This is a genomic window from Mesorhizobium sangaii (genome assembly GCF_014207355.1).
In the GTDB taxonomy this organism is placed as follows: Bacteria; Pseudomonadota; Alphaproteobacteria; order Rhizobiales; family Rhizobiaceae; genus Mesorhizobium; species Mesorhizobium sangaii.
In genome coordinates this window covers 154,606-167,080 of the sequence record NZ_JACHEF010000008.1, presented here as the reverse complement: position 1 = coordinate 167,080, position 12,475 = coordinate 154,606, and the positions used below count along the sequence as shown (strand labels likewise).

Annotated in this window: 11 protein-coding genes and 1 other RNA gene; 9 read left to right on the top strand and 3 right to left on the bottom strand. The window is 62.1% G+C overall.

Annotation, left to right across the window (positions count from 1 at the left end; genetic code table 11):
- Positions 1–8: 8 nt before the first annotated feature.
- Positions 9–105: signal recognition particle sRNA small type (gene ffs / locus HNQ71_RS30485), an RNA gene on the bottom strand.
- 154 nt (positions 106–259) lie between these two features.
- Here ffs and HNQ71_RS30480 point away from each other — a divergent pair.
- Genes HNQ71_RS30480 through HNQ71_RS30470 form a run of 3 tightly spaced genes read left to right on the top strand, consistent with a single transcriptional unit; the run spans position 260 to position 2,004 of the window.
- The gene (locus tag HNQ71_RS30480) at positions 260–679 is read left to right on the top strand and encodes an HIT family protein (protein ID WP_184877469.1); all 420 of its coding nucleotides are present in this window, start codon (positions 260–262) and stop codon (positions 677–679) included.
- A gap of 37 nt (positions 680–716) precedes the next feature.
- Positions 717–1,661, top strand: a complete 945-nt coding sequence (gene nudC / locus HNQ71_RS30475) for an NAD(+) diphosphatase (protein WP_184877467.1) — start codon at positions 717–719, stop codon at positions 1,659–1,661.
- Between the two features lie 37 nt (positions 1,662–1,698).
- Positions 1,699–2,004 (top strand): Dabb family protein, encoded by a 306-nt coding sequence (locus tag HNQ71_RS30470; protein WP_184877465.1) that lies wholly within the window; start codon positions 1,699–1,701, stop codon positions 2,002–2,004.
- Between the two features lie 99 nt (positions 2,005–2,103).
- On the opposite strand, the gene HNQ71_RS30465 is transcribed toward HNQ71_RS30470, so the two are convergent.
- Complete coding sequence (locus tag HNQ71_RS30465; protein WP_184877463.1) at positions 2,104–2,967, bottom strand: prephenate dehydratase; 864 nt, start codon at positions 2,965–2,967, stop codon at positions 2,104–2,106.
- Between the two features lie 42 nt (positions 2,968–3,009).
- Positions 3,010–3,738 (bottom strand): 3-deoxy-manno-octulosonate cytidylyltransferase, encoded by a 729-nt coding sequence (locus HNQ71_RS30460; RefSeq protein ID WP_184877461.1) that lies wholly within the window; start codon positions 3,736–3,738, stop codon positions 3,010–3,012.
- A 193-nt stretch (positions 3,739–3,931) separates the two neighbouring features.
- Between HNQ71_RS30460 and HNQ71_RS30455 the strand changes: the two genes are divergently transcribed.
- From HNQ71_RS30455 to HNQ71_RS30430, 6 genes are all read left to right on the top strand, one after another.
- On the top strand, positions 3,932–4,639 hold the full coding sequence (locus tag HNQ71_RS30455; RefSeq protein WP_184877460.1) for a c-type cytochrome: 708 nt from the start codon (positions 3,932–3,934) through the stop codon (positions 4,637–4,639).
- A 164-nt stretch (positions 4,640–4,803) separates the two neighbouring features.
- Positions 4,804–6,681: an extracellular solute-binding protein gene (locus tag HNQ71_RS30450; protein WP_184877458.1), complete on the top strand. Its 1,878-nt coding sequence runs from the start codon at positions 4,804–4,806 to the stop codon at positions 6,679–6,681.
- Positions 6,681–8,549: an extracellular solute-binding protein gene (locus HNQ71_RS30445; protein ID WP_184877456.1), complete on the top strand. Its 1,869-nt coding sequence runs from the start codon at positions 6,681–6,683 to the stop codon at positions 8,547–8,549. The genes HNQ71_RS30450 and HNQ71_RS30445 overlap by 1 nt, the downstream gene beginning before the upstream one ends.
- 30 nt (positions 8,550–8,579) lie before the next feature.
- Positions 8,580–9,677, top strand: a complete 1,098-nt coding sequence (locus HNQ71_RS30440; RefSeq protein WP_095082500.1) for a microcin C ABC transporter permease YejB — start codon at positions 8,580–8,582, stop codon at positions 9,675–9,677.
- Positions 9,677–10,822 carry an ABC transporter permease gene (locus HNQ71_RS30435; protein WP_184877454.1) on the top strand — a complete coding sequence of 382 codons (1,146 nt, stop codon included), beginning with the start codon at positions 9,677–9,679 and terminating at the stop codon, positions 10,820–10,822. Before HNQ71_RS30440 ends, HNQ71_RS30435 begins: the two co-directional genes overlap by 1 nt.
- The gene (locus HNQ71_RS30430; RefSeq protein ID WP_184877452.1) at positions 10,819–12,450 is read left to right on the top strand and encodes an ABC transporter ATP-binding protein; all 1,632 of its coding nucleotides are present in this window, start codon (positions 10,819–10,821) and stop codon (positions 12,448–12,450) included. The genes HNQ71_RS30435 and HNQ71_RS30430 overlap by 4 nt, the downstream gene beginning before the upstream one ends.
- Positions 12,451–12,475: the final 25 nt, after the last annotated feature.

Sequence of the window (12,475 nt, the reverse complement as noted above, 5' to 3'; positions counted from 1 at the left end):
CCGATGAGGTGGGAGGCTGGAACAATGACCCGTTCCGGGCTCGTTAGGGCTGCTTCCTTCCGGACCTGACCCGGTTGGCGAGTGGATCGTCCACCACCAACCTCCCGCTGTCCATATCGGCAATTCGGCGATGAAATGCAAGTGCGCAGGCGAATCGGCATCACGAACCGCTGGGGATCAATGATTCACTTGCAGCCCTGTTGCTGCCGCTCTAGCGTTCATGAGTTTGAGGAAACCAAGAAAAGCAAGGGAAACGCCGATGCTGCCGGGCCTTAAGGCCGGATTCACGCTGGATGCCCGACTGGAGGCGGACAGCGAGCAGTTGATGTGGCTTGGGCTGTGCGAATTGCGGGTGATGAACGACCGGCGCTGGCCATGGCTGCTCCTGGTGCCGCAGCGGCCGGGCGCGGAAGAAATCCACGACATGACGCCGCTCGACCAGGCAATGCTGACCTTCGAGACCAATATGGTGGCGCAGGCGCTGAAGAAGGCGACCGGCTGCACCAAGATCAACACCGGCGCGCTCGGCAACATCGTGCGCCAACTGCACATCCATGTTGTCGCGCGTTCGGAGGGCGACCCCGGCTGGCCGGGGCCGGTGTGGGGCCACGGCCTGCGCGAGCCTTATCAGCGTTCCGACCTGCGCCGGTTTGCCCAAACGATAAGGGCGGCGCTATAAGCCTTCCCCGTGTCCATCCCAAAGCATCAGAGTCCGCATGAGCTTCCGCCTGTTTGACGCGCCGCTGCGCGAGCCGAGCCAGTTCGTCGGCTTTGCCGGCAACATCATCGACCGGCAATCCGAAAACCGCGCCGACGATTCCGTCGACAAGGCGCTGGCCGATCCAACGACAAGGCTGCTTCTGATGAATGGCGGCCGGCTCTATCTGAAGCTCGGCGGCAACGGTGGCCTCGACCCCTGGTTCGGCGCCGCCGAGAGCGAACCGTTCAAGGTTTCCTTCGCCCACGGCGTCCTGCTCGGCTTTTCCGACCTTGGACCCGTACTGGCGATACCAGCCGGCGTCGAGGCCGAACATTTGCCCGAGACCATCAAGGCGATCGACTATCGCTCGGTCTACATGCAAGGGCTGATCGATGAGGCGGCCGCCGGCGCGATGGCGCAAGGCGCTGCCTTGCTCGCCTGGCATGCAAGCCATCGCTTCTGCAGCAAATGCGGCACCGAATCACAGATGCGGGCCGGCGGCTACAAGCGGCATTGCCCAAATTGCGGCACCGAGCATTTTCCGCGCACCGACCCGGTGGCGATCATGCTGACGGCGACGCGGGACAAATGCCTGCTCGGGCGCGGCCGGCATTTCGGGCCGGGCATGTATTCGGCCCTCGCCGGCTTCATCGAGCCGGGCGAGACGATCGAAGCGGCGGTGCGCCGCGAGACGCTGGAGGAGGCCGGGATCCGGCTTGGCCGTGTTGTCTATCACGCCAGCCAACCGTGGCCGTTTCCCTATTCGCTGATGATCGGCTGCTTCGGCGAGCCGCTCAACGACGACATCCAGGCCGACCTCAACGAGCTTGAAGACTGCCGCTGGTTTGCCCGCGACGAGGTGCGCTTGATGCTGGCCAGGGAACATCCCGGCGATCTGGTCACGCCACCGAAAGGCGCCATTGCGCATCACCTCATCCGCGCCTGGGTGGACAGCGAATGATGGCAGCCAGTACTGAGAGACATTGCAGGAGCAGAAAATGATCCGTCACACCGTCGTGTTCACGCTGAAGCATGCGCCGCATTCGCTGGAGGAGAAGAGATTCCTGGTCGACGCCAAGAAAATCCTGTCGGCGATAAAAGGTGTTACGCATTTCGAGCAATTGCGGCAGGTCAGCCCAAAGAACGATTACCGCTTCGGCTTCTCGATGGAGTTCGCCGACCAGGCCGCCTACACCAGATACAACGACCATCCCGACCACGTCGCCTTCGTGCGCGACCGCTGGGTACCGGAAGTCGAGACGTTCATGGAGATCGACTATGTGCCGTTGGGCGCGGTGATTTAAAGCGCGACGCGTCCAAACGGATTCCTGCGACGCGCTTTAAGTCTTTGCTTCATGCATGTCGTTGTCCAAAAACCGCTGCGCACTTTTGGGCGACATGCACTAATCCGCCACCTTCCACTGCTCGCGTGACTCGCTGGCCGGATAGACGCCCAGGATCCGCACCTCGCGGGAGAAGAAGCGAAGCTCGTCCAGCGCCAGCTTGACCAGCGGATCGTCGGGATGGCCCTCGATGTCGGCGTAAAACAGCGTCGCCGTGAAGGCGCCGAGCTGGTAGCTCTCCAGCTTGGTCATGTTGATGCCGTTGGTGGCGAAACCGCCCATTGCCTTGTAGAGCGCGGCCGGCACGTTGCGGACGCGGAAGATGAAGGTCGTCATCATCTTGGTGTCGGCTGACGGGCGTTCGGCCCATTGCTTGTTCTTGCTCAGAACGACAAAGCGGGTGACGTTGGAATCGGTGTCCTCGACATTCTCCTCGATGATGTCGAGCCCGTAGAGCTCTGCCGCGAGCGCCGGGGCGAGCGACGCCATGGTGCGGTCCTTGACCTCCGAAACCAGCTTCGCCGAACCCGCCGTGTCGCCGGCGACCACCGGCTTCCAGCCGTTCTTGCGGATGTATTTGCGGCACTGGCCAAGCGCGTGGATGTGGCTGTGCACGGTCTTGATCTCGTCGCGTTTGACGCCGGGCAGCACCATCAGCTGGAAGTGGATCGGCAGGAAATATTCGCCGACGATGTGCAGCCTCGATTCCGGCAACAGATGATGGATGTCGGCAACACGCCCGGCGATGGTGTTCTCGATCGGGATCATGGCGAGATCGGCCTTGCCCGTCTCGACCGCGTTGAACGCATCCTCGAAGGTCGGGCACGGCAACGGCTCCATCGATGGATAGACATTGCGGCTGGCGGTGTCGGAATTGGCGCCCGGCTCGCCCTGGAAGGATATTCTGTTGGTCTTTTCAGGCATGCCCAAGTCTCGATTCAAGGTGTCGCTGTTCGAAGGGATTGTTCAGTGGGAAAGGATGGTTCTGGCGCGTTCGAGGTCTTGCGGCGTGTCGACGCCAAGCGGCAATGAACGCACGATCTCGGCATCGATGCGCATGCCGGCTTCCAGCGCCCGCAGCTGTTCCAGCCGTTCGCGCCGTTCGAGCGGCGACGGCTTCAACGCGACGAAGCGCTCGAGTGCTGCGCGGCGATAGGCATAAAGGCCGACATGGTGATAGAGCGCGCCCTCGCCCCATGGCGCGGTGGCGCGGGTGAAATAGAGCGCCCTCAGCCTGGTGCCGGAGAGCGGCGAGCCGACGATCTTGACGACGTTGGGATTGGTCTTTTCCTCGTCGCGGACGATCTCGACGCCGAGCGTGGCGATATCCACCGCCCGGTCCTCGAACGGCCTGAGCGCCGCGGCGATGATTTCCGGGTCGATTGTCGGCAAATCGCCTTGCACATTGACGATCGTTTCGACCTTGCGTTCGGGATCAAGCGCAACCAAAGCCTCATGGATGCGATCGGAGCCGGATTCGTGATCCATGCGCGTCATCACGGCCTCGAAACCATGCGCGCGCACCGCTTCCGCCACGCTTTGCGTGTCGGTCGCCACAACCACCCGGCCGAGGCCGGCCTCGGCGGCGCGACGGGCGACATGGACGATCATTGGCGCGCCGGCGATGTCGGCCAGCGGCTTGCCCGGCAGGCGGGTCGAGGCCATGCGGGCCGGGATCAGGATCAGCGTGGACATGCGCGTTGCAAGGCGTCTCAAAAGGGGAAGGGAAAAGTGGCAAAAGGTCTCACTGGAAGCGCCCTTATAGGTGTTGCAACGCCGGAGCAAAAGACCTAGTTTCCGCCCGATTTGACCGCCTTAGCAGGGTGGGTCACGATACCGACGGACGGAGTGGACGGATCGGTCCGCCGGAAAAGGGAGCAAGGGGCGTATGGATTCCAACGAAGTCAACAAGCTGCTCGCCGGATTGCTCGGAACTGTTTTCGTGGTCTTCTCGGTTGGCCTTGTGTCCGATGCGCTGTTTGCCTCGCCGGCGCCGGAAAAGCCTGGCTTCGCCATCGAAGCCACCGAGCCCGCTGAAGGCGGCCCGGCCGCTCCGGCCGCCGAAGCCAAGCCGATCGCCGACCTTTTGGCGACTGCCAATGTCGAAGCGGGCGCTGCGGTGTTCAAGAAATGCCAGGCCTGCCATTCCGGTGAAAAGGGCGGCCCCAACAAGGTCGGCCCCGATCTGTGGGATCTCATCGACCGTCCGGTCGGCGAGCATGAAGGCTTCGCCTATTCGGCCGGCATGAAGGAATTCTCCAAGGGCGGCACCGAGAAGTGGACCTATGACAACATCAACCACTTCATCACCTCGCCGAAGAAATTCGTGAAGGGCACGGCCATGGGCTTTGCCGGCCTGCCCAAGGACGAGGACCGCGCCAACGTCATCGCCTATCTACGCACGCTGTCCGACAATCCCAAGCCGCTGCCGGCGCCAGGGGCTGCGGCCGATGCGACCGCGCCTGCCAAGCCTGCCGAAGCAGCCGCCCCTGCCAAGCCGGCAGTGGGTGCCGCTCCTGCCAAGCCCGCGGCTCCGGCTGCGCCGGCCCCCGCCGCCCCGGCTCCGGCCGCTCCGGCACCGGCGCCTGCCCAATAAACAAATTGTCACCTCGACGATCTTGAAAAAGCCGGGTTCAGCCCGGCTTTTTTGTTAGCAAGATCGCATATGCAGCGACAAAGCCGCGCATTGCGGTTTTCACGAGCGGCAAATCAACTAGATTGCCTTTCTGGAATGGACACGCAGCGCGAAGAGGACAGTGCATGACGGTTGGCCGAACGCTTCTCAAATCGTTGCTGGCGGCAGCCCTGCTGGCGGCGGGATTGCAAGCGTCGCAAGCCGACGAATGGCGCACCACCTCATCGCTGATCGGCGAGTCCAAATACGGCGACAATTTCCAGCACTACGATTACGTCAACCCGAACGCGCCCAAGGGCGGCACGCTGAATTCGGTGCTGCTCGGCACGTTCGACAGCTTCAATCCCTATGTCGTCCAGGGATCGCCTGCTGCCGGCCTTGTCGCGTTTGGCGGCGGCCTGCTCTACGACACGCTGATGGAGCAGGCGACCGACGAAGGCAGCACCAGCCATCCGTTGATCGCCGACGCCTACAAATATCCCGCCGATTATTCGTCCGCGACCTACCGGCTCGACCCGCGCGCCAAATGGCATGACGGCCAGCCGATCACCGTCGATGACGTGATCTGGTCGTTCCAGGTGCTGAAGGCGAACAGCCCGCAATACAGCCGCTATTTCGAGAACGTTACCGAGGCCGTTGCCGTCTCCGACCGCGAGGTCGAGTTCCATTTCAATCAGAAGGGCAACCGGGAACTGCCGAAGATCATAGGCGACCTTGCCGTCCTGCCGAAACACTGGTGGGAAGGCACCGATGCCAACGGCAAAAAGCGCGACGTGACCAAGCCGACGCTGGAAATTCCGCTCGGTTCGGCCGCCTACAAGATCGCCAGTTTCAAGCCCGGCTCGGAGATCATCTGGCAGCGCGTGCCCGACTACTGGGCAGCCAAACTGCCGGTAAAGATCGGCCGCGAGAATTTCGACACGCGACGCTATACCTACATCCTCGACGACAACGCCGCATGGCTGGCCTTCACCAAGGGCGGGCTTGAGGACATCAACCGCGAATACAGCTCGCGCAAATGGGCAACGGCTTACAATTTTCCGGCATTCCAGGCCGGCGATGTCGTCAAGAAGGACTTCCAGACCCACGCGCCACAGGCGATGCAGGGTTTCGTCCTCAACCAGCGGAGGCCGCTGTTCCAGGACCGGCTTGTGCGTGAGGCGCTAACCATCCCGTTCGATTTCGAGAGCATGAACCGCACGCTGTTCTTTGGCTTCAACACCCGCACCTCAAGCTATTTCCAGGGCACCGAACTGGCATCGAGCGGATTGCCGCAAGGCAAGGAGTTGGAAATCCTGGAAAAATATCGCGACAAGCTGCCTCCCGAACTGTTCACCCAGGAATTCAAGCTGCCGGTCTACGATTCCCCACAGGCGGAACGGAAATACCTGAAACAGGCGGTTGATCTGTTCGCCAAGGCTGGCTGGGTGATCAAGGGCGGCAAGATGGTCAATGCCAAGACCGGCGCGCCGTTCAGGTTCGAAATTCTCGGCTGGAACGACACCGACCAGGTGATCGCCAGCCCCTACATCGCCAATCTGCGCAAGATCGGTGTCGACGCCACGCTGCGCATCATCGACCAGACGCAGTACATCAACCGCGTCAACAATTTCGATTTCGATGTCGTCACGGGGATTTTCCAGCAGTCGGATTCGCCGGGCAACGAGCAACGCGACTTCTGGACTTCGAAAGCCGCCGATGCGCCGGGTTCGCGCAATCTGATGGGCATCAAGGATCCGATCATCGACGCGCTGGTCGACCGCATCATCTTCGCCACCGATCGCGACGACCTTGTCGCCGCCACCCACGCGCTCGACCGTATCCTGCTGTGGAACTTCTATGTCGTGCCGCAATACTACCGGTCCGCCGTCTGGCTGGCCTATTGGGACAAGTTCGGCTTTCCAGACAAGCAGCCCGCCTATGTAGGCGCCGATATCGATTCCTGGTGGATCGACCCCGACAAGGAAAAGGCGCTGGCCGCCAAGTACAAGGGCGGCAATTGATGGCGGTCCTTGCCCGCCGCGATTTTCTGGCATTGGGCGGTGCTACCGCAGCAGCCGCCCTGCTGCCTGGCCGGGCCTTCGCCACCGTCCCGACTGGCGTAAAACTGCACGGCCTGTCGGCTTTCGGCGATCTCAAATACAAGCCGGACTTCGCGCATTTCGACTATGTCAATCCGGACGCGCCCAAGGGCGGCCAGATGAACTTCGCGCCGCCCAACGCCACCTTGAATCAGAGCTTCCTGACTTTCAACACGTTGAATTCCCTGGTGTTGAAAGGAGATTCCCCGCCGCGAACGGAGCTTTGTTTCGATTCCCTGATGGCAAGCGCGCTCGATGAGCCGGATGCGGTCTATGGCCTGCTTGCCGAGTCCGTCACCTTGTCGCAAGACCGCAACGGCTTCCGTTTCAGCCTGCGACCGCAAGCGCGCTTCAACGACGGGTCGCCGCTGACCGCTGAAGACGTTGCCTTCGCGTTGAAGCTTTACAAAGACCAAGGCCATCCGAACCTTTCCAAGGCGCTGCGGTATATGACGGAAGCGGTCGCGGTCGATCCCACCACTCTCGACCTGACCTTCAACGGCGAGCAGTCGCCGCAGAACATCCTTGCAATCGTGGCAATGCCGATCGTGTCCAAGGCCTTTTATACGGCCAATGATTTCGATGCCTCGACGATGACACCGCCGCTCGGCTCTGGGCCTTACAAGATAGGGCGCGTGGCAGCCGGACAGACTGTCGAATATGACAGCGTCGCCGACTATTGGGGCCGCGATCTCGCCGTGAACCGCGGACTGTACAATTTCGACCGCATCCGCATCGACTTCTATCTTGATCGGCAGGCGGCTTTTGAAGCCTTCAAGAAAGGTGACACGCATTTTCGCGAGGAATTTACCGCGCGGGTATGGGCGACCGGATACGACTTTCCGGCGCTCAAGGATGGCAAGATCGTCAAACGGGAATTTCCCGGTGAGAAGACGCCAGACATGCAGGGCGTGGCGTTGAATCAACGTCGTCCGCAATTTCGCGACGAGCGGGTACGGCGGGCGATCGCCAGATGCTTCGATTTCGAATGGATGAAGCGGGCCCTGTTTTACGGCTCCTACGAGCGCTCTCAATCGAACTTCGAACGGTCGGACTACAAGGCCGAAGGTCTGCCATCGCCTGGCGAATTGGCCCTGCTCGAGCCGTTCCGGGCCGAGTTGCCACCAGAGGTCTTTGGCGAAGCCGTGACGCAGCCTCTGTCCGACGGCTCGGGCCATGACCGCAAGCTGCTGGGCGAGGCTTCGAGATTGCTTGCGCAAGCCGGCTGGAAACGTGCGGACAGTTTCGTCGTCAACGACAAGGGTGAGCGTCTGCAGGTTGAAATGCTGGCAGAGGATGACGGCATCGTTCGCATCTTCACCCCATGGTCCGAGAATATGAAGGCGATCGGGATCGACGCCTCGATCCGGCAAATCGATTCGGCACAGTATGAACAGCGGCACAGTGATTTCGACTTCGATCTTACCGTGCTGCATTGGTCGATCGGAGCGACGCCGACTGAAGACGGCCTGGAGATGCTCTATGATTCCCGAATGGCGAAAACGCCGGGGCAACGCAACTATCCGGGCACGGAAAGCAAGGTCATCGACGCGCTGATCGTGGCTGCCGGCAAGGCGCAAAGCCGAAATGAACTCGTCACCGCGCTCAGGGCGCTCGACCGGGTCTTGCGCGCACGGCTAGACTGGATTCCAACATACTATCTGGCGAATCACCGCGTCGCCTATTGGGACATGTTCGACTTCGTCGAGCAAAAGCCCGATTTCGGCTTTCCGGTCGAGACGCTATGGTGGTTCGATAAGGGCAAGGCGGCAAAAATTGGCAAAGGCTGAGATGTTCGCTCAAGCAGGGCAAAAGACCTGATGGGCGCTTATATCCTGCGCCGCATCCTGTTGATGATCCCGACCCTGTTCGGCATCATGGCGATATCCTTCGCCGTCATCCAGTTTGCGCCGGGCGGCCCGGTCGAGCAGGTCATCGCCCGGCTGACCAACCAGGGCGGCAGCGATCGCCTCGGCGGCGGCGGTGGTGACGCGGTCGGTGGCGCCAATGTCGATGTCGCCGGTGATGTCAGCTCGAAATATCGCGGCGCCCAAGGCCTCGATCCGGAATTCATCAAGAAGCTGGAGAAGCAGTTCGGCTTCGACAAGCCGCCGCTCGAGCGCTTCGGCATGATGTTGTGGAATTATGCGCGCTTCGATTTCGGCGACAGCTATTTCCGCGATATTTCGGTGCTCAACCTGATCCTGGAAAAAATGCCGGTGTCGATCTCGATCGGGCTGTGGATCACGCTTCTGTCCTATCTGATCTCGATCCCGCTCGGTATCCGCAAGGCGGTCAAGGACGGCACGCCTTTCGACGTCTGGACCAGCGGCGTCGTCATCGTCGGCTATGCCATTCCAGGCTTCCTGTTCGGCATCATGCTGATGGTGCTGTTTGCCGGCGGATCGTTCTGGGACTGGTTTCCGCTGCGCGGCCTCACCTCCGACAATTGGGACCAGCTATCCTGGTCCGGCAAGATCATCGACTATTTCTGGCACATGACCTTACCGCTGACGGCGCTGGTGCTGTCGGCCTTCGCCACCACGACGCTGTTGACCAAGAACTCGTTCCTGGAAGAGATCCGCAAGCAGTATGTGGTGACGGCGCGCGCCAAGGGCCTGTCGGAGCGGCAGGTGCTCTACGGCCACGTCTTCCGCAACGCCATGCTGATCGTGATCGCCGGTTTTCCGGGCGCCTTCATCTCGGCCTTCTTCACCGGCTCGCTGCTGATCGAGAACATCTTTTCCCTCGATGGCCTCGGCCTGCTCGGCTTCAGATCGGTGGTCGAGCGCGACTATCCGGTGGTGTTCGCCAATCTCTATATCTTCTCGCTGCTCGGGCTGTTCGTCGGATTGCTGTCCGACCTGCTCTACACCTGGGTCGATCCGCGCATCGATTTCGAGCGGAGAGACGTCTGATGTCGGACACCACCGCGACCACGGAGGCCGCACCGGAGCGGATCGTGCGGCCGTGGCTGTCGCCGCTCAACAAGCGCCGCCTGCAGAACTTCAGAGCCAACCGGCGCGGCTACTGGTCGCTGTGGATCTTCCTCGTCCTGTTCGTGCTGTCGCTGTTTGCCGAATTCATCGCCAACGACAAGCCGATCATCGCCTCCTACAAGGGTGAGATCCTGTTTCCGGTGCTGGTCGCCTACCCCGAGGAAAAGTTCGGCGGCTTCTACGCGGTCACCGACTATCGCGACCCGGTCATCCAGGACGAGATCAACGCCAATGGCTGGATGATCTGGCCGCCGGTGCGCTACTCCTACCAGACCGTCAACAACGCCATTCCGGAAGCGGCCCCAGCCAAACCGTCCTGGCAGTATGACGCCAAGGCGCGCTGCAGCCAGTATCCGCAAGGGGCGGCCGATCCGGCCTGCATCGTCGGCAACTGGAACTGGCTCGGCACCGACGACCAGGCGCGCGACGTGCTGGCGCGTGTCATCTACGGCTTCCGCATTTCGGTGCTGTTCGGCCTGATCCTGACCGCCGGTTCGGCCCTGATCGGCGTCGCGGCCGGCGCCGTGCAAGGCTATTTCGGCGGCTGGACCGATCTCCTGTTCCAGCGTTTCATCGAAATCTGGTCGGCGATCCCGGTGCTCTATCTCCTGCTCATCGTCGCCGCCATCCTGCCGCCGGGGTTCTTCATCCTGCTCGGCCTGATGCTCTTGTTCTCCTGGGTGGCGCTGGTCGGCGTGGTGCGGGCCGAGTTCCTGCGCGCCCGCAACTTCGAATACGTCAACGCGGCGCGAGCGCTGGGCGTGCCCAACCGCACCATCATGTTCCGGCACCTGCTGCCCAACGCCATGGTGGCGACGCTGACCTTCCTGCCGTTCCTGCTCAGCGGCTCGATCTCGACGCTGACCTCGCTCGACTATCTCGGTTTCGGCCTGCCGCCCGGCTCCGCCTCGCTCGGCGAATTGTTGAAGCAGGCGCAGCGCAATCTCAACGCGCCGTGGCTCGGCATTTCCGGCTTCGTCGTCATCTCGCTGATGCTGTCGCTGCTGGTCTTCGTCGGCGAGGCCACGCGCGACGCCTTCGATCCGCGCAAGACGTTCCGATGAGCGAGGCGCCCCTGCTCAGCGTGCAAGATCTCAGCGTCGCCTTTGCGCAAGGCGGACAGCAGTCGCTAGCCGCCGACCATATCTCGTTCGACATCGCCAAGGGCGAGACGGTGGCGCTGGTCGGCGAATCCGGCTCCGGCAAATCGGTGTCGGCACTGTCGGTGCTGAAGCTGTTGCCCTATCCCAGCGCCAGCCATCCCTCGGGAAAGATCCTGTTCCAGGGCGCCGACCTGCTTGCGATGAGCGAGAAGCAGTTGCGGCAGGTGCGCGGCAACAAGATCACCATGATCTTCCAGGAGCCGATGACCTCGCTCAATCCGCTGCACACGATCGAGCAGCAGATCGTCGAAATCCTGAAGCTGCACCAGGGCATGGCCGACCGCCCGGCCAAGGCGCGCACGCTGGCCTTGCTCAACGAGGTCGGCATCCGCGATCCGCAAAAGCGCCTCGATGCCTATCCGCACCAGCTGTCCGGCGGCCAGCGTCAGCGCGTGATGATCGCCATGGCGCTCGCCAATGAACCGGAGCTGCTGATCGCCGACGAGCCGACGACGGCACTCGACGTCACCGTGCAGGCGCAGATCCTCGAGCTGCTGGCGGGGCTGAAAAGCCGCAAAGGCATGTCGATGCTGTTCATCACCCACGATCTCGGCATCGTGCGCAAGATCGCCGACCGGGTCTGCGTGATGACCAAGGGCAAGATCGTCGAGACCGGACCGACCAAGGACATCTTCGCCAACCCGCAGCACCCCTATACGCGCCACCTGCTGGCCGCCGAGCCGAAAGGCAAGCCGCCGGCCGCCAATGCGGCAGCCAAGCCTGTCATGACCGGCAAGGACATCAAGGTGTGGTTTCCGATCAAGCAGGGCTTCTTCCGGCGCACCGTCGACAATGTGAAAGCGGTCGACGGCATCGATGTCACCGTGCGCGCCGGGCAGACGCTCGGCGTGGTCGGCGAATCCGGCTCCGGCAAGACGACGCTGGGACTGGCGCTGGCGCGCATGATCTCGTCGACCGGGAGCATCAAGTTCAACGGGCGGGACATCAACCAGCTCTCCTTCAACGCCATGCGGCCATTGCGGCGCGAGTTGCAGATCGTCTTCCAGGACCCGTTCGGCTCGCTCAGCCCGCGCATGTCGATCGCCGAGATCATCGAGGAAGGCCTGAAGATCCACGAGCCGAAACTGTCGCCCGACCAGCGCGACGCGCGCGTCGCCGACGTGCTGAAGGAAGTGGGGCTCGATCCGGCAACCCGCAACCGCTACCCGCACGAGTTTTCCGGCGGCCAGCGCCAGCGTGTGGCCATTGCGCGCGCCATGGTGCTCAACCCGCGCTTCGTCATGCTGGACGAGCCGACATCGGCGCTCGACATGAGCGTGCAGGCACAGGTCGTCGACCTGTTGCGCAGCCTGCAGGCCAAGCACGACCTCGCCTATCTTTTCATCAGCCACGACCTCAAGGTCATCCGGGCGCTGGCCAACGACGTCATCGTCATGCGCAACGGCAGGATCGTCGAAGCGGGCCCTTCCGAACAGATTTTTGGAAATCCGCAAACCGACTATACTCGGGCGCTGATCTCGGCCGCCTTCAAGATAGAGACGGCGCCGGTCGGCATCGTCAGCGAATAGCCTGGACAACGGGCACGCATAACAG